This is a genomic window from Mucilaginibacter rivuli (genome assembly GCF_019391655.1).
GTDB classification, from domain to species: Bacteria; Bacteroidota; Bacteroidia; order Sphingobacteriales; family Sphingobacteriaceae; genus Mucilaginibacter; species Mucilaginibacter rivuli.
In genome coordinates this window covers 363,325-388,871 of sequence record NZ_JAHXPQ010000003.1, presented here as the reverse complement: position 1 = coordinate 388,871, position 25,547 = coordinate 363,325, and the positions used below count along the sequence as shown (strand labels likewise).

Here is a 25,547-nt window from a genome sequence, read left to right as displayed (position 1 = left end):
GTTAATGTTGTTTTAATTAGTTGATCTTTCCGTAAGCTTTATCAAGGTTAACCTTGTTTACCACCGCATCATATAACGATTGGATATATTGGTTATCGGCTGTTTCTAAAGCTCCCTGTGCTTGCGTAACCTCTATGCTCGAACCTACACCTTGCTGGTATTTAATTTTAGATACCCTGAGTACCTCGTTGGCAAGCTCCTGGTTACGTTTTTGGTTATTGAGCGATTGGATGCTGTTGTAAAAGGTAATGCGGGCAGCGTTAGCCTGTAAAGCAAAACCGTTTTTAGCATTTTCCAATTCGTTTTGTGCCTTTATCACATTGATACGCGATTGTTTAAGTTGGTAGCTGCGTTGAAAGCCGCTAAAAATAGGAATGTTAACACCTAAACCAATAAACCCGTTTGCGTAGAAGTTGTTATACAAGTATTTGAAGTGGTTTTCAACAAACGAACCTCCGTAACCGCCGTTTAATACAACTACCGGTAAAAAAGCAGCTTTTTTATCTTTAACGTCAAGCTGGTTCAATTTTAAATTAGTTTCCAATAAATTGTACTCGATACGGTTATGGTAAAAGGTGGTATCTGTAACGTTTGCAGCCTGCTGGTCTAAACGCACATCCGAAAGCTTGTCGGTAAGGGTAAGTTCCTGGTCAATAGGCATTCCCATTTGGAATTTAAGCATTTGCATATAAAGTACAATAGCACGGGCTACGTTTTCGCGGTTTGTAACCAGGTTATTGTATTGAACAGTTATACGGTCCACATCAATCTTTTCAACAAAACCCTGTTTGTTCGAAGCTGCGGTTTGGTCAACCTGTTCTTTCAATTGTTTGATGTTGATATCTAATAATTTAACCTGTTCGCCACTAACTAATACCTGGTAGTAGGCTTTAGTTACATTAACATTAGCTTCAATTTTAGAGCGGGTTAGACTACGCTGGTAAAGCTCTTTAAATGTTTTAACAGCCTGCAAGCCAACAATAAATGTTCCGCTGAAAAGCAATTGTGATGCTTGTAACGCAAATGTATTAGTGTAAACAGTAGGCCCGAATGGGAATTTAACCAAAGGTGCTTCCGGGTCAACGGGCTTACCACTAAAAACATCGGGGCCAACCTGTGCAGGTACTTTCAAATAATCCTGGAAGGAAATAGCTCCGTTAACTTGCGGTAAACCGCTGCCAATGGTTTCTTTAACTTTATAATCGGCGTTCTTTACATCCAGTTCGGCATTTTTAACCGAATCCTGGTGCTCGTAAGCATATTTAACGCAATCGGCAAGGCTGTATGCTACAGCGGCCTTTTGCTGTGCATTGCTGCTATAAACCAATAGCAGCATGCATAATGTGAGTAGTGGTAGACTTTTTTTCATTTGTAATATATATGGGTTGTTAGTTGTTATTTATTCCTGTTCTACTACGTTTTTATAATTATCTAATAGTTTGCGCCCCTTGGCGGTACATATTCCGTAAGCAAAATGCTCCATAAATTGTAATTGTACTTTCCACGAGTTAAAACTTTGAGGGGGGAAAACCTCGGCATTAAAGCCCAACTCAATTTGCCATACCCTCATGCGGGCTATAATAGTTGCGTCAATTTCGGGGCGAACGTAACCTTGCTCTATTCCTTTGTTGATAATGCTGCTCATGCTATCAACTACTACTCCGGCCTTAAAGCCCTGGAATTTTTTCCAGGCATCGGCATGGTATTTTTGCAGATCGTGTATTAATATAGGGTTGGCTCTCGAAAATATCTCTTCCGAACATTTCATCATATTGATCAGCTCTTCCAGCACGTTTGATGAGTTTTCGGCTGCCATTTGCATTTGGCACTTATCTTCTTCCAAACGCGATTGTACCAAAGCACTTACCAGATCATCTTTATCCTTATAATGAAGATAGATCGTTTTTTTGGACATGCCCAAATGGCGGGCAATTTCATCCATTGTAATACTACGTATCCCTGCCTTGAAGAATAACTCCTCAGCCCCCTCTAAAATCCGTTCTTTTTGACCATCTGACATAATTGGTCAAAACTAAGGAAACATTTTTTGATTTCAAAGTTTCCTGATATTATGATTACGTTAAGCTGACAATATTATTTCGATAACTTTCAGGCCTGAATGTTACATAAAAGATAGTTATAGCTGCTGTTTGCCCATTATTTGTTATTTATATCCATGCTTTCTGGTTATTTACAACAAAATAAAGGCTGGTTAATGACAACCCTATGTCAGCAGGTTTTAATTATTTAGTTAGGATAGCAACGGATTAATGTCCTTACAGACTAAGCCTTAAAGTATCAACCTGCTTATACAAGTTAATAGCTTTTGATAAAAACTCAGGATAGTTAACTGTTTTTTCTTCTGCAAAAACCTGCCCGGGCCGTTTTGAATGGTAGCCACTTCGTTCCTGCATTTCAGAAAAGGTTTCATTGCTTATGATTGTTTTGCTAAACCGGGCAATGCTTTGTATCATATCCATTGGTCCCTCATTATAATTTAGTAACAACACGTTTTTATCCTTTTGTGCAATTTCAATATAGCGGGTCAAATAGCGTTCCAATACTTTAGCGGTATATTCATCCAGGTTGGGGTTAAATGCTTCTCCCGGCTCAAAGCCAAATAATTGTGGCTCAATTATACCGGGTACAGCTTGCATACCTCTTACTTTAGTGTGCGAGTATAATACTTCATCCGGTGAGCGGTATAATAATATAAAAGGCACATCGGGATATAATTCTCTTATTTGCTCATAAAAAAAGATATGCCAGCTATCGGTTTTAATAAACAACCTGCTCTCGTTACCTGTTCTTTTTTGCGAATAAAATTTTAAAGCCGTAATAAATAATTGCTCAGCATGTTTAGCACTGTATGAGCTGTTTTTATATGGCAGGCGCAACAAATCATCAAAAAAAGGTACTTCGGCAAGGCTAATATTTTGCTCATCTATACCTAATAACTGCGATGCCAGTGTAGATCCGCAACGTGATATATGAAAAATAAATGCGGTTGGCTTAACATGTTCTTCCTGCTGCTCTGCCCACTGCTCCAATAAACTCAAATCGCTAACGGAATGAAAGTATTTATGAAAAGCGCTTTTGCAGTGCATTATTGTTTCGTCAAAAAAAGGCTCTGTAAAAGGTTTATTAAGCGTATTTATCCAATGGCATTGCGGTTGTGTATCGGTATGGGTTAGTTTATAAGGTATCCATCCTTGTAAAGGGTTAATCATTTATGCGTATCCTGCAGGTGTTTATCTAATTTTAACTGTAACTCATCGGCCATATTATTGGCTTCATGGGTTTGATGTCCCCGCAACGCGTTTATAACCATCATAGTTTGGTGCACATCAACATGTTCTTCAAACTCTGTTCTATCTGCTTTTTCAAATACATCACGCAGCCAGTCGTTAACCTTGCAATCAATTACAAGATGTATGCGGTTGGTAGTGCCATTGTTGGATGCCCTGTGGGGCATATTGGCATTAATATACCAACATTGGCCCGGTAGCATAATTAAAGGCTGATCATTTACAAAAAACTCAACCTTATTATTTGTTACTATCGGGAAATGCAGCCGCGCTTCCCCTTTTTCAAAAGCAAGTTCATTATCGCGGTGTTGTTTAATTATGGCACCTGCTTTCAGGTTTAACAACCGCACGCTCATTAAATCGCAATGTAAATTATCGCAAATTTGTTTTATTGCAGGATATTGTGCCATGAGTGGTGTATCCAGGTATACATCAGCACCAACCAGGTCGGCAAAAATATTATCAGCCTTTCCACCCGGCGATCGTAAGGTTAGCACCTCCCAACTGCCCTCATAGCCATTGGTGTTAAAATGTGGCAACCATGTGCCATTTGCCAATATACTTTCGGGTGCAATATAAGGCACCCCGATATTCAGTTGAGCATAACCAATGATCATTAAATTACTGTTTGTTTTCTGTAGTTTTTAACGTGGTGTAAATACCGGCGCTCATTCCCAGCAAAATTAAATTATTGTTGGTAATAACAGGTATTACGGCATCAATAGCCGGTTGCGCGCTTGCAATAGTAATATTTTTAATGTGCATTACTGTTGTATAAATAAACCACACACCAAACACTACGTTAAAAACAAAGGCCTGTAACCTGTGAATGTTAATACCATATCTATCCGACAAAATATCAAGAAAAAAGCTATTGTGATTAATGCTTTGCGCCAAAACAGGCTGTGGGGCAGGAGTATTAACGACAGTAACAACAGGGGCAGCCTCGGGCGCGGCAGTAACCGGCGCATTAGGGTCTGCCGGAGCAGCAGGTGGCGGGCTAACAACAACGGTTTGAGTAGCATTAGCATTAGCTGTGTTTGCAGCATTGTCGTTATCGCTAATATCAATTAAAGTAGCTGCAATGGTTGTTATTGAGCCAATACCTAATAAAATAAGTGTAGAATTATCAAAAGTGGGTATTTTGCCCGATGCAATTATAACCGATATAAATGAGGCGAAGATGATGAACGTCCACCATACTAACTGCCAGCGGCTAAAACTGTATGGTTTAGGGTGGGGCATACTTGAGTTGGATAGTATGCAAAATTTGATCTGCAAAAAAACTACCCCGAATAATAAAAATATAAGCACCAGGAAATAAATTATAGTAGGGTTCATTTTGAATAAATTGGTTAAGGTTATTGTTAATAAATGAATATTACATAAAAGTATATATTAAGATTACGCAATCAAATTTTTAAGCTATTATTTTCACTAAAATATAATGTCATATTAGGTAATTATTTTATTCAATAGTTATATTGTTGACCTGGGCGGTAGTGAATACGTTTATTTATTTCAAAACGTAAATTTATTAGGAGTTAAGTATATAAGTAATTATATTTAACATGTTATTTAGCGAGGTGCAAATTGCCCTTATTTCATACAAAACCTATATTGTACAAGAAGCAATAAAACATAGCAGGCAGCAATGAAGCAAATTTTACTTTCTTTTATTTTTTTAAGTGTATCAGCTATAAGTTTTGCACAAGGCATAAACATAAATGGTAGCAGTCAAAAAGCAATAACCACAGCGGTGCCTTTTTTAAACATTGGTCCCGATGCGCGTTCGGGAGGACTTGGCGAAGCTGGTGTTGCATTATCACCCGATGGTAATTCGGCTTTTTGGAATCCATCCAAATTGGCATTTGTTGATGAGCCTACTAAAATATCACTATCATACAGCCCCTGGATGCGTCGTGTTTTTCCGGATGTTAACCTGGCTTACCTTAGTTTTTTAAATAAAATTGATGATCGTAATACAATTGGAGCCTCGCTGAGGTACTTTAACCTTGGTTCTGTTAATAGTTACGATGATAATGCAACATCATTGGGTGTATTAAAACCTAACGAGTTTTCGTTTGATGTTTCGCTGGCCCGCAAATTCACCGATAACTTTTCGCTCGGTTTAACCGCCCGCTTCATACACTCTAATTTAACTCAGGGCGCTGTTGTGAACGGGCAACAAAGTCAATCGGCAAGTGCAGTAGCTGCCGATGTATCATTGTATTATTCGAAACCCAAAAACAACGGTTCAATTGCTTTTGGTGCTAACATATCCAACATTGGTTCAAAAATGAGTTATTACACAGATGGCCCTCAATACTTTTTACCTACAAATTTAAAGATAGGTATTGCGCGCACCTATGATATAGACGAAGCCGACCAGATTACCTTTATGCTTGATGCCAATAAACTGTTAGTTCCAACACCTCCGTTGCGGGATAACAGCGGGAATATCACATCAGGCCGTGATGATAACAGATCGGTAGTGTCGGGTATTTTTGGATCTTTCAGTGATGCGCCAGGTGGCTTTACTGAAGAGTTCCAGGAAATTAGTTTTTCGCCAGCATTTGAGTATTGGTATAAAAAAACATTTGCTATAAGAGCCGGATATTTTTATGAAAACCCTAATAAAGGGAGCAGGCAATACACCACATTGGGGGCAGGAGTAAAGTATCAAAGCATCAACTTTGATTTTTCTTACCTGGTGGCCAGTCAAAACGTAAGCCCGCTTTCAAGCGTTGTGCGTTTATCGTTGGGCTATAACTTTGGCTCGGTAAAAAGATAACAGAAAAGACCATTTATTAAGCATCCTTTATAAAAGGAACAACTATCCTATACAACCAAGCTGCCCGATGGACAAGATCACTATTGGCCTATTACTACCCTCATCAACCATTTTCCCGATAGCTAAAGAATTTGAAAAGGGTTTAAAGGAAGGCTTAAAACCGCTATCTGCAAATAACATTGAAGTTGATATCATAAAAGAGTTTATTGGCCAGGGCGATTTTAAACTGGTAGAAAAAGGCTGCAATAAATTTTATGATTATGACGAGGTTGATCTGGTTACGGGTTTTGTATCAAACAACGTAGCACGCGACCTGGCAGAAAAGATCAAGACGCACAAAAAACCTTTTGTGGTTAATAACATGGGCGACCATGTTCCGGGGGCGCCCGCTTTAAACGAATACATATATTTAAATGGTCCGCACCTGTGGCAGCATGCTTATACATTGGGCCATTGGGGCGTTAGCACCTTTGGTAAAAAGGGCATGTACATCAGTTCGGTTTACGATGCGGGGTATGGCTTTTCGCAGATGTTCCATGTAGGTATGATGACAGCTGATGCCAGTGCCGAATGGTCATTTTCGGTGCCGCCAATGCCCTTGCCGGGCGAGTTGAGCAATATGGATGTGATATTCCCATTTTTGGAACAATACCAGCCCGATTTTATTTTTGCTACTTTTTGCGGTGCCGAAACCACGCTGTTTTTAAATGAGTTGATAGCGCGCGGATGGCACAAAAAAACAAAGATACTGGGCCTGCCTTACCTATTGGCACCTTTTGCTCCATTGAATGACGATATAACGGTTTACACCACTCAGCTGTTTACACCGGCTGTTGAACCAGCTAAGCTATTTTATCATTTGGGGTTGCAAACAGGGCAAAGTATAGCCGGGGCAGCAGCTACAGCCGGGAACCTGCAAGCGGAGTTACTGAAACTAAATGCCATCTTCAATATCGCCGGGCATTTTACCGGCGACGAAAAGCTTACCATACTTAAACATGATATTAAAGCCGGCGAAGCCGCGATTACCACAATACCTGTTACACAATGGGAAACCTTTGGTTTAGATCCTGAAAAGATAGCGCCGTTAACCGCAGGAGCTTCGGCGGGGTGGACAAACCCTTATTTAGCTATTTAAGCGATGCCTAAGAAAGTATTAGTACTCAGCACGTCCGACATATTAGGTATCCCGGCTATACTTAAGCTTAAACAACAGGGTATGCTGGCGGCTTTAGCAATTCCCGATAAAATAGCCGGGCAGTTTTTGCCCATACTGCAGGATGTAGGTATCGCTGCCGCGGATGTAAACTTGTTATCGCGTAAAAACCTCGAAGCCGAATTAAAAAAACTCATTGCAGCGTACCAGCCCGATGCCCTGTTTACGGTTACCTTTTCGTGGATGATACCCGATGCAATTTTAACAATGCTGCCGGGGCGCTGTATCAATTTCCATTTTGGGCTGCTGCCGAAATACAAAGGTGCCGAGCCTGTTTTTTGGCAGATAAAAAATGGTGATGCGATGGGCGGTATCAGCATTCATCAAATGACCGGTCAGCTTGATAATGGCCCGGTATTGTATACCGAAGAACTGCCAATTTACCCGGGCGAAACTTATGGCTTATATGCCCAGCGCTTAGGTATGCAAGCTGCCGAAAGCGCAATTAAAGTTTTGGCAGAACTTGACACCCATGCGCCGCAACCTGTAGCAGAGGAAGAGGACTTACCTGTATTTTTCAACGCGCCAACACCAGCCGACCTCAGCATTAACTGGCGGCAGCAAACCGCCACCGAAATAGAGCAATTAGTTAATGCGGCCAACCCGCGGTATGGAGGAGCCCTAACCACCATAAGGCAGGGTAGGGTATACCTGTTCGAGGTTGCCCCGGCGGATATAAACAATCCGGAGGATCAACAGTTTCCGCCAGGTACCATTGTGCATGCCGATTTGCTGTACGGGTTAATTGTTGCATGTATTAATAAGCAGTTTATTAAAATTAATGTAGTTAGCATGCAACAGGGATACTTTTCGGGAGGCAAGTTGTTTAGCCTGGGCTTCAGGCTTGGCGAGGTGTTTAGTTAACACGCATAATAAAATACACACTATTATTAAACCGGGTGTAACACAAAGTTAATATATGCGTATTTATACGTAAACATTGTTTTTTAGCCGGATCTACCCAAAAAAAGCTAAAATAATATTTGAATTTCTAGGAATATTACTTAGGTTTATATAGTTAACTAACTTAAATCTTAAACTTTAAAACAAACTATTATGGATTCACCTTTTATGGGCCAGATTCAGGCCTTTGGCTTTAATTTCGCGCCGCGTGGCTGGTCAACGTGCCAGGGCCAATTATTGAGCATTGCACAAAACACCGCTTTGTTTTCGTTATTGGGCACTATATATGGCGGTAACGGTCAACAAACTTTCCAGTTACCCAACCTAAGCGGCCGTGTAGCAGTTGGCCAGGGTACAGGCCCGGGTTTAAGCCCTTATACAATTGGCCAGATAGGCGGTAGCGAAAACACTACTATATTGGTTAGTAATATGCCGCCGCACACGCACGTGGCTACTTTTACACCAACAGGTGGCGGTGGCGGCGGTGGTGGCAGCATCACTGCAACATTAAATGCGTCGACTATGGTGGGCACTCAAAGCGTGCCGGGCACTTCGGGTGCTAACACACTTGCCGCGCCCACTGTTTCTATAAACCGCGTTGCTACGCCGGTACAATCCTATGTGGCAGATGCAGCTCCAACCGTACCTTTAGTTGGTCTTACAGTTTCCGGGTCTGGTGGTGGGGGTATAACAGGTGGTTCAGTAACTAACGCAGTTACAGGCAGTGGCTTACCTATTAACAACTTATCTCCTTATTTAGCCATCAATTACAGCATAGCTTTACAAGGAATATTTCCTCCAAGGAATTAACATTATAAGATATTCATTTTGTTGAAGGACCCCTTAATAGGGGTCTTTTTTTTGCCTTATAGATTAAACAGCATCGTTACACATGCTGCTTTGGCTTAAACCGGGCGTACCCGTTAAATTTTGACAGTAATTATCTAAACTGTTATAAATTCGGAGAAACAGTTTTTATAATAGATTGCTGATTATCTGCGCTGCTTGTAAGCCATACTATAATCAAAAATACACGCTGGTTTCTCCTCCTCTAAATATCCATAGACCAATAAAGCGGTAATTCCCTGGAGGTTTTATTTATATCCCGAAATTGTGTTAAAAGCTAAGCAATAAAAAAGCCTTTCGTAACGTACGAAAGGCTTTTTTTGAGTATTGGGAAATTTGTATAATATTAAGTTTTTATCATAACATACCAATTGCCGGCACCATCAGAAACCAGCTCTACTACATATAGCAGACTGAGTGAACTTAGGTTGGCGCTGGGTGTGAAGCCATCTTGTATCTTATCTGTACCGGCTCTGTTAATAGTAAAACTACCGGTTGTTACGTTAGTACAAATAATAACCAGGTGTTGGCCGGCTGTTGAGGCAGCAGGTAAAGTAACACTTGCACCGCTTGCTATGGTATAAAATACCGAAGTACCGGATATTGTATTACCATTGACAAGACTTGTGCCCATGGCGTAATTATTACCTGTAGGTGTTGTTATGTTGGCGCTACCATCAAATGATACGCCGTTAATGGTACGTGCAGTAGCCAATATGGTTGCTTTACCTGCTGTTAAGCTGGCAGCCGTACCACTTATATTTGTACCTACCAAGGCACTTGGTGTACCCAAAGCAGGCGTTACCAGAGTTGGCGAACTGGATAAAACCACGTTGCCGGTACCTGTAGTGCCAGAACTTGCTGACCCTAAAGCGGTTGCTATTGAGTTACCTGCAGTTGAGTTATTCGCGATGTTTTGTAAACCTGTTAAAGCAGCACCATTACCAGAGGCTATGGTACCCAAAGCAGGCGTTACCAAAGTTGGCGAGGTAGCTAATACCACGTTACCGCTACCTGTTGTGCCTGTTACACTTAATGCACCTGTACCGCCACTTGTAGTAACTATACCATTACTGGTTAAGTTTGATAGGGTAGATATATTTTGCGATGTATTTACTGTTACTGTATTAGTTGAACGCGTTAAACCCGTACTGAATGTTAAAGGCACTTCGTAATCGGTACCTGATGTAGCTGCCGATACTGTACCCGATCCATTTGCTTTTAATAAACCGGTAATTGTCCCGGCACCGCCTTTATTAGCAGGCACTACGTTATTGTATGACGTTACCGCCGTTGAAGATATGGTTATATCACCCGTTACCGTTTGTGGCGATTGCGGTGAAAAAGGGCTGCTACCTGTTAAATAAATTTGCGCCGAAGCCGTACCATTAGCAAAACCTGCGCCCGTAACGCCATTTGATCCGGTAGCACCTGTGGCACCTGTGGCTCCTGTATCGCCAGTAGCACCAGTAGATCCAGTAGCACCAGTAGAACCTGTTGCACCAGTAGATCCGGTAGCACCAGTAGACCCGGTAGCACCAGTAGATCCGGTTGCACCAGTAGATCCGGTTGAACCAGTAGATCCTGTTGAACCAGTAGATCCTGTAGCGCCAGTAGATCCTGTAGCACCAGTAGATCCAGTAGCACCAGTAGATCCTGTTGCACCAGTAGATCCTGTTGCACCAGTAGAACCAGTAGATCCTGTTGCGCCAGTAGAACCAGTAGATCCTGTTGCGCCAGTAAATCCAGTTGCGCCAGTAGAACCGGTTGCACCAGTAGATCCTGTTGCGCCAGTAGATCCAGTTGCGCCAGTAGATCCTGTAGCGCCAGTAGATCCAGTTGCGCCAGTAGATCCTGTTGCGCCAGTAGAACCTGTTGCACCAGTAGATCCTGTTGCGCCAGTAGATCCAGTTGCGCCAGTAGATCCTGTTGCGCCAGTAGATCCTGTTGCGCCAGTAGAACCGGTTGCACCAGTAGATCCTGTTGCGCCAGTAGATCCAGTTGCGCCAGTAGAACCTGTTGCACCAGTAGCACCAGTAGATCCAGTAGCACCAGTAGATCCTGTTGAACCAGTAGATCCTGTTGAACCAGTAGATCCTGTAGCGCCAGTAGATCCTGTAGCACCAGTAGATCCAGTAGCACCTGTAACACCATTAGCACCTATCGCACCCACGGAACCAGTTGGGCCTACAGCACCAGTAACACCTTGAATGCCCTGTGCACCTGTTGCGCCCGTAGCACCAGTTATGCCTTGAATGCCCTGTGCACCTGTGGCACCAGTTGATCCAGTAGCGCCCGTAGCACCAGTTATGCCTTGAATGCCCTGTGCACCTGTGGCACCAGTTGATCCAGTAGCACCAGTTATACCTTGAATGCCCTGTGCACCTGTGGCACCAGTTGATCCAGTAGCACCAGTTATACCTTGAATGCCCTGTGCACCTGTGGCACCAGTTGATCCCGTAGCACCAGTTATACCTTGAATGCCCTGTGTACCTGTAGCGCCAGTTATACCTTGAATGCCCTGTGCACCCGTAGCACCAGTTATGCCTTGAATACCCTGTGCACCAGTAGCACCAGTTATACCTTGAATGCCCTGTGCACCCGTAGCACCAGTTATGCCTTGAATACCCTGTGCACCAGTAGCACCATTAATACCTTGAATACCCTGTGCACCAGTTGCGCCAGTAGATCCAGTTGAACCAGTTATACCTTGAATGCCCTGTGCACCCGTAGCACCATTAATACCATTTGTACCTGCTGCTCCGGTAGCGCCAGTTATACCTTGAATACCCTGTGCACCCGTAGCACCAGTTATGCCTTGAATGCCCTGTGCACCCGTAGCACCAGTTATGCCATTTGTTCCTGCTGCACCTGTAGCACCTGTAGCACCTGTAGCACCAGTAACGCCGTTAGTGCCATTAGTACCGTTTAAACCATTAATTCCGTTTATACCATTAATGCCTTGTGGTCCTGTTGCTCCCGTAGGTCCGGTTGGCCCTGTAGGTCCGGTTTTACCAGGGTTACCAGGATTAAATGAATATATAGCATAAGGCACGCTTAATAGTTTAGATACTCCCATAACTATATAGCCCGAACCCAGATCTGCTTCTGTTTGAATATATTTTTGAGCGCTTGACCATGCAATAGCTGCATAAGTACCCACAACGGGTGTACCCCCACCAATTTCTATTGAAAATAAACCATATTGATCCGTCGTAGTAGCCTGTGTTTCCTGGTACTCGATAGTACCGCCCGGTGTACCAGTACGGATAGCTATTCTTAGGTTTAATGCTTTGTTTACTAATAAACCACCATTAGCGGTACGAGCCACGGCCTGGTATTTAAAAGTTTGCGATTGCGCCAGTACCGTGCCGCAAAACACGAATAATGACAGCGCAAAAATGAGTAGAGTTTTTTTCATATATATTAAGGTGTAGCAGAACTATATTAGAACTATATTTTAATTAATTTAACTTGTCCCTGAAAGTTTACCCGGTTAAATACCCTGATGAAATATACGCCACCTGAAAGGCGCGATACATCAATAGGTAAATATGCAAAAGCACCCAAAGAGTAATTTACTTCTTGTGATGACAAAACTTTTCCGGAAGCATCTATCAGCGAAACGGTATAGACACCATCAGGCACGTGGTTAAATGATAATTTTACTGTGCCTCCGGTAGCCGGGTTAGGGAATAATATCAGTGAATTAGCGTTACTAAGCCCTAAAATAGTTTGTACATCTATATCAGGTTGGGCAAAACCTGTAGTAAAAAACAGGTTCGCGCCGGCGTTAACAAGTAATTCGCCATAAGGTTCACCAAGGGTTGTGCTTAAAGTTAAACCCGGCTGAACAAAAGTTTCGGCAGCATTGGCAACAACGTCCCGTGAGATAGATTGCGCACATGCAATTTTACCCGATAAAACGGTAGCAAAAAGCAGTAATATAGGAAGTATATATTTCTTCATATTGAGCGGTTAAATTGCAAAAAAAAAATGAAATACAAGAATGTATTAAATAATATTAATTACTTTTTTTGTGTTGTTTTGCGTTAATTATTTTCCACTTGATTTATTGTATTAATTATAGGTATAATTGTTATTATTTATTTAGTTTAAATTAAATAAGCAGTCCCAATGTTTTAAAAGTTAATCATGTTTTTTATCCGGCGGGCGATGTTTCTTATTATATTTTATTAAAAGCTAAGCTCAAAATAAATGCATGAATAGCAGTTAGAAAAAAAATTATAGTAAAACTATTAAAAGTAAATGCATTGGTTATTTTTACTTTTTTATATGGAAGGTCATACGTTTGCTATAACAGTTTATAAAGAGTCGGCATATTTGGAGCAATGTATTCAAAGCATTGTTAACCAAACAGTCAAAACCAATGTTATTATTGTAACATCAACCCCAACTGAGTTTAGCCGAGACCTGGCCGGTCAATACAATATTCCGTATCATGTAAATGATACAGATATAAAAAACGCAGCTACCAATTGGAATTTCGCTATTCAAAAGGCTGAAACCAAATTGGTTACCGTAGTCCATCAGGATGATCTGTACCAACCCTCTTTTGCTGAAAATGTAGTCAATAAATTCAATCAGTACCAGGATGAGAATGTACTGATATCATTTACAGGTTATATAGATATGGTAAATGATAAAATGCGTAAGGTTTCGGCGAGTGCTTTAGTTAAGCAAATGTTGCTTATGCCGTTTCTGCTTAGTAAAGTTATTAAGAGCCGGTTTTTAAAGCGTTTGGTATTAATGTTTGGCAACCCTGTTTGTTGCCCATCGGTAACCTTCAATAAAAATGCGATAGGTGATTTCTCTTTTTCAACCAAATACCTTATAGTGCTGGATTGGTTTGCATGGTATGAGTTGGCAAAAAAAGAGGGTAGCTTTCTGTTTATAAATAAAAAGCTTATTATACGGCGCATCCATACAGATTCGCATACTACGGCATTTTCAAACAGTGGTGCTGCAAAAAATGATGAGCAGCGATTTTTTGAAGAAATGTGGGGAAGTAAACTTATAGCTAAGCTATTGATAAGAGTTTACCAATTGGGGCATTTAGATAATAAGATATAACGCTAAGGCAGAGAAAATTTATATATTCACCTATTAACCTGGTTTATGATAAGTATTTTATTTTGGATAACAATTTACTGCATTTCAAGTTCGGCTTCGATTGCTTTACTTGGCGATAGATCGCTCATTTCGGGCGATTTGCTTAATATTCAAAATATTATCCGGCTTTTGCTAAACTGGAAGTTTATTTTGGCCATGGCATTGGCTATATTTTCACGTTTAAGTTTCATAATGATAAACAACGGGTTGTTAAAAATACCACGCCTTGCAGGTATATCTACAACTTTATGTACGCTTATTACATCAGTGTCGCTCATATTTATATTACTGGCTAACTATTTCTTTTTGGATGAGCGATTAAACCTGCAACAAGCAGCCGGGGCTATTATTGTAATAGTAGGTTTAGCTATTATGGTTAAATAATCCGCTTATTTTTTCAACTCACCAAGTGCCCAGTTTAAATTGCCTTTTGCCAGTTTATGGTTAGGGGCAAACTTCAAAGCTGTAGTACAGGCATCAGCTCCCTTTTGCCATTGGCCCATCATATTATAAGCAGCACCCATATTGCTGTAGGCATCGGCATAGCCCGGTTTTAATTTAATCGCTTGTTCGCATGCTTCTATACATTTATTGTATTCTTTAGCATTATAATAATTGAGACTCACGTTAAGGTAATCTTCGGCTGTTAATGTTTTGGATGCCGGCTGATTATTTACAAAAACAACAGGGATGTGCGTTTTTGCGGCATTGAGGTAGGCTTGCGCACCTTTATCATTGGGCAGCAGGTTTAATGTTTGCGTTGCTGCTTCAGATAGCTTATCCCATTGGCCCAGGGTATTATCAATATCCATTAAAAGGGTAAGCGTCATTAACGCCGATGGATTTATTTGGTAAGCCTTTTCGGCAACTTGTTGCGCTTCGGTAAGGCGGTTACTCTCCTTTAAAAAACGAGCATAAAACATGTAAGAATCATCGGTGCCCGGGCTAAGGTTGATCGCTCTCTTAAAATGTTCTTCGGCCTGTGCCGGTTTACCCATTGCGCTGTACAAAACGCCAAGATTAATAGCAAGCGTGCTATAGTTTGGTAAAAATGGCAGGGCGCGGGTGAAGTAAAGTTCGGCCCCGGCGTAATTACCTTTAGCCATTTGCGAAAGGCCATAATTCATCAGGCCGCGGCCATTCATCGGGCTTTTAACAGTCACATCAAACCAAAGTGATTCTTCGGTTTCCCAAACTTTATTACGTGTATGCACACCATAGGCATTACCTGCCAATATCAAAAATATAGCTGCTGTAATTGCTCCGCGGTATAGTGTATGGGTTTTGATAAAATCTTCATTTTTTATCAGCCAAAGCCCAATGCTGGTTACAACGCTGAGTGAAAGGCCAACAAAGGCGAAAAACATACGATGATCATTAGTAACTTCGGCCAGCGGTACCAATGATGTGGGTAATAATGCGGCGGCAAACCATATCAGCCCAAATGTAATAGGCTTTGTTTCTTGCTTAACCGATGTTTTAAATATGGCTACAACAAGGCAAACGATAGAAATAAGGCCCACAACTATTCTGTCGTCAAATGCATTATTAATGATGGTCAGATCGCTGTCAGCACTCAAATTCATCGGCAGGAAAAACGAAACCATATAATGTAACCATACATAGGCTTGTGTTAAAATATAGTAAAAAAGCGAGCCCGAAAACGCATTGCCTATCCCCGGCGATTTACTTGATAGTATTAGCTGTGTTACAACTATTACTATAGCTAATGGAAGTACCTGTATAATGGCTTTGAAAACAAGCTTTAGGTTGGCCGTGTTAAAAAGATCTTTAATAGATAGCTTCTTTTCAAACAACAGGATGTAAAAAAACAGGATAATAACCAATACGGCAGTTGTTTCCTTTGCAAAAACACCTATAAATGCCGGTATAACATATAAATAAAGTTTACGCTTATTAGGGAAGGTGATATAAACATACAATGACAATATGATAAAGAATGTTGATAATACATCCGATCGTGATATGATGTAATTAATGGTTTCGGCATTTACAGGATGTAATGCAAACCAGGCCATACCGGCTACAGCTATATATACAGCCCAGGGATGGACTATTGACGCCTGTAGTATGTTTTTGTAAACAAGGAACAAAAACATACATAATAGCGCGAACCATATAAATGTTGAGAGTTGGAAATAAAAGGGATTTAAGCCATTGCCAAGCCAATAATCAATAGCTAATGATGTTGTAACCAGAGGCCTTAGTCCCCTGTGTAGCGGGTTTGCGCTAAACATTTCGGGATGTGAAAAGAAAGCGGGGATATTTTTTAGGCTGCGGATATAAACGTTATCCTGTATGGTATGCGAATCATCAAAATGGAAGCCATTGTTAAAATGGTTTGAGTAAGCCATACATAGCACAACAAAAACTGCAACTATGGATATGATAACTATACGGCCCGACTTATTCATGTTATTAAACTTAAACTGTTTTAATTGAAATGTGTATTTTTTACTAAAGATCTCTTTTGCGTATTTGAGACAACTGCTCGGCAATTGCAGCAAAAAATAATGTAAGTACACCCAGCATAATGAAAAGCATAGCACCTACCGAAACGCCATTTCCTTTCATGAAAATAGGTATCTCCCATAATATGCCTGCTACAATTGAAGCTAAAGCAACGGGCATAAAAATACGGATAGGGTTAAATAATACAATGATGTTAAATATTTCGTATATGGTATGGAACGCCGTTTTTATATTGACCGAACTTTGCCCCATTTGCCGCTCTTTGATACTGATGGGCGACTCAATAACCCTATGAAATTTGTTGATAAAGGCCAGGCATATCACATCGCTGTAAGCCATGCTATTTGGGCAAATTTTAGCGTACCTTTTACCCAAATCGGCTTTGTAAAGTTTCATACCCGAGTTTATATCATATATAGGCAAGGGCATTAACCTTTTGATAACAAACCTGATGGCTGTTTTGCCAAAAGAGCGCGATATACTTGCTGATTTTAAGCCCTTGCGGCTGCCTACAACCATATCGGCATCGGTAGCTAATAATTCTTCGAGCAGTTTTTTTACGTCTTCAACCAGGTGCTGGCCATCGCAGTCCATTGTTACCAGGTATTCGGTTTGGCAGGCCTCGATGCCCGATTTTATCGCGCCGCCATATCCGCGGTTAATTTTATGATGTATAACGGTAAGGTTACTTTCGTCACTAAAAGAGGCGAGTGCTGTTTTACTGTCGTCCGAACTGCCATCATTAACCAGTATCAGTTGGTAGTTTTGCTGCTTACAGAAATCGATAATTCCGGGTAGCACAATGGGGATGTTCTTCGCTTCGTTGTATGCCGGAATTATTATTGAAAGTAGCTTTGGCGTCATAGATTAAAATATCACGGTTAAAAATAGGTAAATTTTTAATATATACCGTGTAGTATGATACTGTGAGCATTCCCTTATTACCAGTTGCCCAGGTTGTAGTGGAAGCCTATGCCGTACACGTTATTATTTAGTTTATCAAAGGGTAAGCGGCCGGCAGTATAGCTTACAAAAAAGCCATTGTTAGATTCGAGTGTGGCAACAAAGTAAACCTGGTTAGCGATACCTGCTCCCAGCTCTGCTGATGTTGCGAATAACTCACGATACCATCTAAAATCAGAACTAAAATAAATGGGCTTGCTGCCAAACCTTGCAGCCTTTGTTTTAAACGATGCTTCGAACCGGAAACGGCTGAAAGGGTTTAAACCTCCGGTAACTGCCTGGCGCAGGCTATCCTGGTTGGGTATGACATAATCTATCCCCACTAACGCCGATGGGAAAGATGCACCTGATAGGCGGAAACTATCATCAGTACCGGTTATTAACCGCAATAATGCAAAAGGATAGTCGGGTATGTTAAAATACTGCAACGCCTCAGTTTTATCCCATGCTTTTGCGCCGGCGTTTATCAGCAGGCCGGGCACAAACTGGCGCTTCAAAAAATCCTGCGTGTTTTCATAATTGGCACTGGCATTTAACCCCAGGTAGTATTGATTGGTTATCTTAACCAGTTGGTTTTGTTCTTCGTATAGTTTTTCAATAGCAGGGTTATTAGGTGTAGTGTTTTGAGCTATCTGCTTTGCAATTTGAATAAGGCGCCTTGCTGTAGCCGTATCGTTTTTTTTGGTTACGCCGCCCCATATAAATGTGCCGTTATACAGAAACCCGGTTTGCATCAGGTTTGTGGGGTTATCAGCTTTTTTAAAGGCTACGTTCCCGCTAAGGTTAATATTGAAACTCTGTACTACACTTTTTGTAGGTAATTGCTTGTTTTTGGTCCAGCTGTTATTGTATTTATACTCAAACCCCAAAGCCGGCGATTGATTGCCTACCTGGAATGTTTTGAATTTAATATTCATATCGCGCATAAAAGTGTATAACAGGTTAGGGTTACTTTTAAGGCTGTTGGTGAACTTTGCAAACGCATCGTTATACAGATCAGGGTTCGAGAAAATATCGTTTATAGCCGATTTTTTTATACTGTCTATTTGCCCCTGGCTCATTTTAGGGTAGGTTACGGTAATCACTTTCGCTACCGGGGTTCCGGCAGGTACACCTACCTGTGCGTAAATTACAGATGCATTTAGCAATAATAAAATGAGTAGTAGTTTTTTCATATTAACCACGATGAGTAATAGTTTTTGATGATGTTTTTAACCTATAAACTGGTAAAAATTATCAACAGTAGCTGATAGGTTGGCTACCGTGCTTTGTCCGTTAACCAATATATCTGTTATGCCACTTAGCGCTTGCGCCTGAGTTTGCGCGCTTTTGTAGCTGCATAAATACGCGTTAATTAATGTGCTGTCTAATACTTCGGCCAGGGCTGTGGCGGCAAGCCTGATAACATCAGGGCTGGCAAGCGCATTAAAGAAAATCAGTTGCGACATGGTAACCGTACCGGCATTGGCAAAAGATATACTTTGGTCCATTTGGTCGAGCGACCCTGTCAGCAAACTATAAATAACTGAACAAGATGTATTTGTTGAATCCCAGGCCATTATTTAATTAAGGTTATTTTATGGGCAAGTTAATTATTATCCGGCAATTAATAATATCAGATGTATATAAATTGTGGTTTTTATTGGAGTGTTATTTTATTTAACTACAAAATACAATATGTGGCAATTTTGCGTTATTGATTGAAAAAATACCTAATATTGATTTAACTTTTTGATGACCTTAAAACGATGATATGAAACAAAGGTACTTAACCCATATTCCGGTGCGCGTTTTAACCGCTTTGGTGGTTTTAGCTATTTTTGCAGTATCATGTAGTAAAAAGAACAGCACGCCAACGGCAGAGCCTTTTGCCAAAATTGGGTTGTACGAGTACCAGTCGGGCATATATAAACGGATTTATATGCCTGTTGCTGCGGTGGGTACTCAAAATGTAACTAATAACTCAACAGAATTGCCCGAATATGCAGCATTTGATACCGGTTCTACAGGTTTAACGATGGATGCGAGTGGCCTGATACCTGCTTCAATGATAACTAGCAGTGGCTTTGTATTCACCGGCGATTCGGTTGTTGTAAACGATATCACGATTATTAAGGGGATATTGACTGTGAAATTTGGGGATGCCATTAGCAATACTACCGAGTATGGTAACCTGGCTTATGCTACTTTTACTTTAGGGCAACCCGGCGACACCCAGATCACCACAAAACGAATCCCGTTCTTTTTATATTATAAGGTTGTTGATGAAAAAGGAACTGTTTTTAAAGCGCATGAAGCGGATGTTTTTGGTGTAGGCTCGGGTGTGAGTTACGCAAGCAGTAAAATAGCCAGCCCGCTGAGTTATTTTACATCCGCAAATAATACCATAAGCGGCTTTAAGCTGGCGGCTGTAGATGCTACGGGCTTTACCGTTACAAACGGAATGTTGGTGAAAGATATGTTAACGATAGGCCTTGTGCCGTCCGATTTAACTTCAGCAGGATTTATTATGCACCCATTATCATCCTTTTCTGTAGGTGGTTATTCTGATAATATATCGGCTACCATAACGTATAATAATACAGTCGTATCATCGGCACAAATTCTTTTTGATACCGGTACGCCGGCAATATCTGTTATTGAAGATCCCAAGGCCACTGGTGTAGGGGCACTTGCTGTAAATTCGACAGTGAAGATAACAACTAACCGTGGCTTTACATTTTTATATACAGTAGGGGCTAATGGTAATTTAACCAGTATACAAAACCCTAATAATACCAATGATTACCGGAGTATTTTTAGCCTGGATTTTTTTATTAATAACCAATACCTGGTTGATTACCAAAACCACCAGATAGGTTTGAAAAATAATTAACTAAGGCTTATATAATAATTGACGGTGGCGGGTGCAACTGCAGGTTAACAGGGCTTATTCAACTGGTTGATCACAATTTGCGGTCGCTTGTAAGTTTTTCATTTTTACAGCTAAGCTCATCGCTATTTATTTTTTTGAGATTTTTGATGTGGCCTCAGCATCTTTAAGTAATGGGGTTTCTTTGTACTTGCCCTGCTGCTATCCGGCAAAGTAAATGCAGGATATAATCTGCTTAATCAAAAAATATTCATCATTTTTTTTGACTGATTAAACCGCTCGTATGTTTTTTAATCTATATAGCAATTATGTTACAATAAGAGTTTTTCTTATTTTGTGATGATGTTAAGTGTCCCTGAATGAATTATTGATACAAATTAAAAACAACTAAAATGAAAGTAACCAACATCTTATTAGCCGCCTGCGTACTTACCATTGGTTTTGCAATGCCACATCCCGTAAAGGCACAAGACAGAAAAGAACAAATGGCCGAAATGCTGAAAAACTCTACCCCGGAGCAACGTGCCAAAATGCAAACCCAGATGATGAAAACCAAATTGAACCTCGATTCGCTAACCGGGTTAAAGGTTTATGACATTAACCTTGTTGCTGCTAAAAAGATGGATCCGCTGTTAAAGGGTAATAGTGGTAAACTGGCTATGTTCAGAGAAATGAAATCGATAGATTCGGAAAAGGATAAGAGCTTGAAAGTTGTACTTACCGCCGAGCAATACAAACAATACGAGGCTGCAAAAGAAGAGATGAAAGAAAAGATGAAGGAAAAAATGCAGGAACGTAAAGCTAAAGGGTAAATTAATCAACAATCAATTTATCATGAAGGTAAAAGTATTTATTACCCTTGCGGTGCTGGTTGTTTGCTGCCAGAAGCTTAACGCCCAAAACTTTACTAAAGTGGATGCCTGGCTCGATAAAAATACAGCTATAATGGGTGGGCGTTCATACTTTATGGTTTACAAGGATGGGCATGTGGTGCATGAGCATGCCGTAAACCAGATGACGCAGATGCAGAAAATGGTGAGCAATATGATCGCCGGTCGCCAGGGTAAAACAGCTAACCTGGGTGATTACAAAAATGATACCCGCCAAATGATAGCCAGTTGCAGTAAGTGGTTAAGCGCGGCACTGGTTATGACGTTTGTTGATGAGGGCAAACTGAAGCTTACCGATACGGTTGGCAAGTATTTGCCGGTATTGTCCAAATCGGGCAAAGGAAAGATATCTTTAAGTCAATGCCTGTCGCACTTGACGGGAATTAAAGAGCCGCCACTGATGGAAAACCTTGCCGATATGAAAAACTTTAACAACATGGACGATGCCATGGCTAAACTTGCTACCGAACCAATGGAGGGTGAGCCGGGTAAAGTTTTTCATTACAGTAATGCGGGTTTGCAAATAGCCGGAGCGGTAATAGAAAAAATAAGCGGCAAAAGCTTTGAAACGCTTTTCGCCGAAAGGATAGCCAAACCATTGGGCATGATCAATACCGATTTTGGTAAAGGCAAAGTAGCCTTACCCGCAGGGGGTGCGATAAGTACCCCGGCAGATTACCTGAACTTTTTGACGATGATATTGAACAGGGGAATGTATAATGGCAAGCGCATTTTAAGTGAAAGCAGCATTGCCCAAATGCAGGTAAACAGGGTAGATGCCGGTGTAAAAGTAGCTTACTCGCCTACTGAGGCAGGCAATTTTGGTTACGGCTTTGGCGAGTGGGTAATGAACGATTCATCAGCAGCAAACCCCAATGGCGCGGTAACCAGCCCGGGCTTATTCGGCAGTTTCCCATGGGTAGATAACAAGAACAAATACGCCGCTTTTATGATGACCTTTTACCTGAAAAGCGATGGGCGCAATGAGCGTTACCGCGAATTGAAACGTTTGGTTGATGAAGCGCTGAAATAAATTACAGGATATACTGCTCTATTTTAGCGATGAGGTGGTCCATTTCAAATGGTTTGGATACAAAGTCATCGGCACCGGCTGCAATGGCTGAGTTTTCAATATCCTTACTGGCCGATATGAGTATGATTGGCAGTTTTCGTGTATTTTCTTTTTGTTTAAGCTGCCTGCAAATATCGCGGCCATCTATACCCGACATCCATATGTCTAATAAGATCAGATGGGGGAGATCTGTTTCTAATGTAAGTAGTTTTTCTCCCGCGGCTACGCAGGTAACCTGGTAACCTTCAAACTCGAGCAATATGCGGATGGCATCCAGTATGCCGGGGTCGTCATCAGCTAATATTATTCTTTTTGTTGTGCTCATGATTGCGGTGCTGAATTTTTAAGCGGTAGTGAAAAACAGAATTTAGAGCCTTCGCCTTCTTTACTGCTTACCCAGATCCTTCCGTTTTCGCGTTTTATAATTTCTGATGAGATGTACAAGCCTAAGCCAAGGCCGGGGAATGTATGCTGCATATCGCCGCTTACGCGGTAAAATTGTTCAAAAACCTTATCCAGGTTCTTTTCGGCAATGCCGATACCAAAATCCTGAATGCATAATTTTACATTACCTTCATTTACTGATGAGCTGATGATGATCTTATCGGCATTAGGCGAATATTTAATTGCATTGGTAATAAGGTTAGTTATTACCTGCCCAATACGCTCTTTATCGCCATACACAATACCTGTTGGGTCAAAGTTGGCAACCAGGGTATGTTTATCTGTGGTGCGTTGCAGGTCTTCTATCAAATCTTTAACATGTGTGTTAAAATCAAAATCAACGGGGTTAAACTGCAGTTTACCCGAATTGATTTTGGTAACATCGAGCAGGTCGCCAACCAGGCTGTTTAATCGGTTTATCTGGCCATCCATGCGGTTTATCATGTTGGCCTCTTTAATTTCACCTTTTTTTAGCAGCATCCTTTCCAGCACTTGTGTGTATGCTTTTATACTGGTTACAGGCGTTTTTAACTCGTGGCTCGCTATCCCTATAAAATCATCTTTTTGCTGTTGCAGATGTTTCTGTTCGGTAATATCCACGCAGGCACCAATGTATCCGTTAAAGGTGCCATCTTCCTGGTATTGCGGCTTGCCTGTGGCCACGCACCAGTGCCTGGTGCCGTCGGTATGGTTTATCCTAAACTCAGCCTCATAGTGGCTCCGGGTATTTAGCGCTTTGAGAAAGCCATTTACGGTTTTGTCATGGTCTTCAGTAATAAGGGCATTCAACCAGCCCTTGCCCATTTGTTCCGCATAATTAAGGCCCGTCCAGTTTATCCAGGTTTGATTTACATACGTAATGTAGCCCTCTTCGTTTGACACCCATAAGCCCGTTGGCGTAGCGCTTGTAATGTTCCTTAACAGTTCTTCACTATCGGCAAGGGCTTGCTTGGCCAGCATTTCGGGCCGCATATCGCGCATTACAGCGCCAACAGCAATTGGTTTTCCTGAAACCGGATCATCTATACGGATGCAATTATTAAATACCGGGAATATTTCGCGGCTTTTAAGATGGCGCACCAGCATAATGCCGGACCATCGGCCTTGTGCCATAACCACAGGTAAAACCTCGTTTTGTACTTGTGTAAAATCATCCGGTGTGTGAAGTTCAGCTATCGGGGTTTGAATTACCTGCTCCAAGGTGTCAAACCCAAGCAAATTCATGCCTGCCTGGTTGATGTATGAGTTTGTGCCATCCATATTCAGTATCGACATCAGGTCTACACTGTTATCAACCAGGGTAATTAGCTTACGCTGTTCTTCCTTTGCACTTCTTTGTTCAGTAATATCTAATAATGTGCCCAGTATTCTTACTGGTTGTGATAAGGCATCATAAAATACTTTCCCCTCTATCCGCACCCAGTGGATTGATTGATCGGGCCAGATCACCCTCGCCTCATACATTAAGTGCCCTGTTATAAGTGCATTTTTATGAGATTTTGTGCGTAGTTCAAGATCATCAGTATGAAAAACAGCTACATATTCTTCGCGCTTTACCGGCGCTTTAAAGCCGAAGATATTGGCAAACTGCGCGGAGGTAAGCATCTCACCGGTAATGAGGTCAAGGTCATAAGTGCCTAAACCAACTGCATCAACAGCAAGGCGGGTACGCTCTTCGGCCTCTTCCAGCTTTTTTCTTGAGTTTATTTGCTCGGTAACTTCAATGGCTACGGCTATAACTCCGCTTATGGTACCATCATCTTCACGAAAAGGCTCGTAAACAAAATCGAGGTATGCTGTTTCAAGTCGGCCGTTTCTCATTAAAGGGGCTGCAAGCCCTTGCCCTTTAAATGGTACACCTGTTAAACGTACGTTATCTAACAGTTCTTCAAAGCCAATTCCACGGGCATGATTAAGCACATCGAATACGGGCTTTCCAAGCATTTCATCAAGTGTTTTATTATACAGTTCGCACAAGGGCGGATTGATCAATTCAACAATATACTCGGGGCCGTGAAATATGGCTATACCTACAGGCGCCTGCATAAATGTTGAATACAGTTGCTTTCTTTGATTTTTTAAAGCTTCAATACCAGCCTTTTCGCGTTCAGCCAGCTTATATAATTCGGTAACATTTTCGGGCGAATGGATAAAATAAGCCACATTACCTTCTGCATCTAAAATAGGGGTGTTGGTGGTTGTCCAGTACCTTTCTTCAAATTCATTAGTGCCCCTGATGGGGATATCATACCTGTAGTTAGACATGGTATGCGGCTTTTTAGTACTAATGGCTTGATTGAAAGAAAAAATAGTACGCTCTATATTCTTGGATACTTCATCAGTTGGGTTTGCCGGAAACGCGGCAAATACGCCTTTGCCTACCAGGGTTTCGCGGGTGGTATTGGTTGCCTGCAGGTATGCCTCGTTAACATCGAGAATGGTGTAAACCGGAGCATCAATATCCATAACCAAAATGGTTGACTTGCAATTGTTAAAAATGTCTTTATAACCATTGTCGGGTATTGATCTCGCCATATAAAGTTTAGTTTGAATTAGGTGTGTTATTCAAAAATATATTTTTTAACTCAATAATTAAACTTGGCTATTTTAATT

Annotated in this window: 22 protein-coding genes; 9 read left to right on the top strand and 13 right to left on the bottom strand. The window is 41.2% G+C overall.

All coding sequences use genetic code 11. The annotated features are described in order from the left end of the window. Window positions 1–16: 16 nt before the first annotated feature. The 5 genes from KXQ82_RS08920 to KXQ82_RS08900 form a co-directional block, all read right to left on the bottom strand. The gene (locus KXQ82_RS08920) at window positions 17–1,369 is read right to left on the bottom strand and encodes a TolC family protein (RefSeq protein ID WP_219487833.1); all 1,353 of its coding nucleotides are present in this window, start codon (window positions 1,367–1,369) and stop codon (window positions 17–19) included. A gap of 30 nt (window positions 1,370–1,399) precedes the next feature. Then, complete coding sequence (locus KXQ82_RS08915; RefSeq protein ID WP_219487832.1) at window positions 1,400–2,020, bottom strand: TetR/AcrR family transcriptional regulator; 621 nt, start codon at window positions 2,018–2,020, stop codon at window positions 1,400–1,402. A 256-nt stretch (window positions 2,021–2,276) separates the two neighbouring features. Then, the gene (locus KXQ82_RS08910; RefSeq protein WP_219487831.1) at window positions 2,277–3,230 is read right to left on the bottom strand and encodes a sulfotransferase family protein; all 954 of its coding nucleotides are present in this window, start codon (window positions 3,228–3,230) and stop codon (window positions 2,277–2,279) included. Next, window positions 3,227–3,925 carry an aspartyl/asparaginyl beta-hydroxylase domain-containing protein gene (locus tag KXQ82_RS08905; RefSeq protein WP_219487830.1) on the bottom strand — a complete coding sequence of 233 codons (699 nt, stop codon included), beginning with the start codon at window positions 3,923–3,925 and terminating at the stop codon, window positions 3,227–3,229. The genes KXQ82_RS08910 and KXQ82_RS08905 overlap by 4 nt, the downstream gene beginning before the upstream one ends. 4 nt (window positions 3,926–3,929) lie before the next feature. Next, window positions 3,930–4,553 carry a hypothetical protein gene (locus KXQ82_RS08900; protein WP_219487829.1) on the bottom strand — a complete coding sequence of 208 codons (624 nt, stop codon included), beginning with the start codon at window positions 4,551–4,553 and terminating at the stop codon, window positions 3,930–3,932. A 409-nt stretch (window positions 4,554–4,962) separates the two neighbouring features. Here KXQ82_RS08900 and porV point away from each other — a divergent pair, with 409 nt between their 5' ends. From porV to KXQ82_RS08880, 4 genes are all read left to right on the top strand, one after another. Then, window positions 4,963–6,102, top strand: coding sequence for a type IX secretion system outer membrane channel protein PorV (gene porV / locus KXQ82_RS08895; RefSeq protein ID WP_219487828.1), 1,140 nt, complete (start codon window positions 4,963–4,965; stop codon window positions 6,100–6,102). Window positions 6,103–6,169: 67 nt separating this feature from the next. After that, window positions 6,170–7,240 carry an ABC transporter substrate-binding protein gene (locus KXQ82_RS08890; protein ID WP_219487827.1) on the top strand — a complete coding sequence of 357 codons (1,071 nt, stop codon included), beginning with the start codon at window positions 6,170–6,172 and terminating at the stop codon, window positions 7,238–7,240. 3 nt (window positions 7,241–7,243) lie between these two features. Continuing rightward, window positions 7,244–8,182, top strand: a complete 939-nt coding sequence (locus KXQ82_RS08885) for a methionyl-tRNA formyltransferase (RefSeq protein ID WP_219487826.1) — start codon at window positions 7,244–7,246, stop codon at window positions 8,180–8,182. 192 nt (window positions 8,183–8,374) lie between these two features. Further along, the gene (locus tag KXQ82_RS08880; RefSeq protein WP_219487825.1) at window positions 8,375–9,031 is read left to right on the top strand and encodes a phage tail protein; all 657 of its coding nucleotides are present in this window, start codon (window positions 8,375–8,377) and stop codon (window positions 9,029–9,031) included. Window positions 9,032–9,413: 382 nt separating this feature from the next. Here KXQ82_RS08880 and KXQ82_RS20010 read toward each other — a convergent pair whose 3' ends face one another. Together KXQ82_RS20010 and KXQ82_RS08870 are read right to left on the bottom strand one after the other, a co-directional pair. After that, a complete protein-coding gene (locus tag KXQ82_RS20010) occupies window positions 9,414–12,488 on the bottom strand; it encodes a collagen-like domain-containing protein (RefSeq protein WP_304610807.1) in 3,075 nt (1,024 codons plus the stop codon). 32 nt (window positions 12,489–12,520) lie between these two features. Beyond that, a complete protein-coding gene (locus tag KXQ82_RS08870) occupies window positions 12,521–13,036 on the bottom strand; it encodes a T9SS type A sorting domain-containing protein (protein WP_219487824.1) in 516 nt (171 codons plus the stop codon). A gap of 327 nt (window positions 13,037–13,363) precedes the next feature. Between KXQ82_RS08870 and KXQ82_RS08865 the strand changes: the two genes are divergently transcribed. Together KXQ82_RS08865 and KXQ82_RS08860 are read left to right on the top strand one after the other, a co-directional pair. Beyond that, a complete protein-coding gene (locus tag KXQ82_RS08865; RefSeq protein WP_219487823.1) occupies window positions 13,364–14,161 on the top strand; it encodes a glycosyltransferase family 2 protein in 798 nt (265 codons plus the stop codon). 45 nt (window positions 14,162–14,206) lie between these two features. Continuing rightward, window positions 14,207–14,584, top strand: coding sequence for a hypothetical protein (locus KXQ82_RS08860; RefSeq protein WP_219487822.1), 378 nt, complete (start codon window positions 14,207–14,209; stop codon window positions 14,582–14,584). A 5-nt stretch (window positions 14,585–14,589) separates the two neighbouring features. Here the strand turns inward: KXQ82_RS08860 and KXQ82_RS08855 are convergent, their stop codons facing one another. The 4 genes from KXQ82_RS08855 to KXQ82_RS08840 form a co-directional block, all read right to left on the bottom strand. Next, entirely contained in the window at window positions 14,590–16,635 is a 2,046-nt protein-coding gene (locus tag KXQ82_RS08855) for a tetratricopeptide repeat protein (RefSeq protein WP_219487821.1), read from the bottom strand. A 43-nt stretch (window positions 16,636–16,678) separates the two neighbouring features. Next, entirely contained in the window at window positions 16,679–17,557 is an 879-nt protein-coding gene (locus tag KXQ82_RS08850; protein WP_219487820.1) for a glycosyltransferase family 2 protein, read from the bottom strand. A gap of 77 nt (window positions 17,558–17,634) precedes the next feature. Next, complete coding sequence (locus tag KXQ82_RS08845; RefSeq protein WP_219487819.1) at window positions 17,635–18,831, bottom strand: hypothetical protein; 1,197 nt, start codon at window positions 18,829–18,831, stop codon at window positions 17,635–17,637. 36 nt (window positions 18,832–18,867) lie between these two features. After that, entirely contained in the window at window positions 18,868–19,215 is a 348-nt protein-coding gene (locus KXQ82_RS08840; RefSeq protein ID WP_219487818.1) for a hypothetical protein, read from the bottom strand. A 194-nt stretch (window positions 19,216–19,409) separates the two neighbouring features. Between KXQ82_RS08840 and KXQ82_RS08835 the strand changes: the two genes are divergently transcribed. The 3 genes from KXQ82_RS08835 (at window position 19,410) to KXQ82_RS08825 (ending at window position 22,451) form a co-directional block, all read left to right on the top strand. Next, a complete protein-coding gene (locus KXQ82_RS08835) occupies window positions 19,410–20,531 on the top strand; it encodes a hypothetical protein (protein ID WP_219487817.1) in 1,122 nt (373 codons plus the stop codon). Window positions 20,532–20,920: 389 nt separating this feature from the next. Further along, a complete protein-coding gene (locus KXQ82_RS08830) occupies window positions 20,921–21,340 on the top strand; it encodes a DUF4890 domain-containing protein (protein WP_219487816.1) in 420 nt (139 codons plus the stop codon). Between the two features lie 22 nt (window positions 21,341–21,362). After that, a complete protein-coding gene (locus KXQ82_RS08825; RefSeq protein WP_219487815.1) occupies window positions 21,363–22,451 on the top strand; it encodes a serine hydrolase domain-containing protein in 1,089 nt (362 codons plus the stop codon). 1 nt (window position 22,452) lies between these two features. On the opposite strand, the gene KXQ82_RS08820 is transcribed toward KXQ82_RS08825, so the two are convergent. Together KXQ82_RS08820 and KXQ82_RS08815 are read right to left on the bottom strand one after the other, a co-directional pair. Further along, the gene (locus KXQ82_RS08820; protein WP_219487814.1) at window positions 22,453–22,815 is read right to left on the bottom strand and encodes a response regulator; all 363 of its coding nucleotides are present in this window, start codon (window positions 22,813–22,815) and stop codon (window positions 22,453–22,455) included. Next, complete coding sequence (locus KXQ82_RS08815; RefSeq protein WP_219487813.1) at window positions 22,812–25,469, bottom strand: PAS domain S-box protein; 2,658 nt, start codon at window positions 25,467–25,469, stop codon at window positions 22,812–22,814. Before KXQ82_RS08815 ends, KXQ82_RS08820 begins: the two co-directional genes overlap by 4 nt. Window positions 25,470–25,547: the final 78 nt, after the last annotated feature.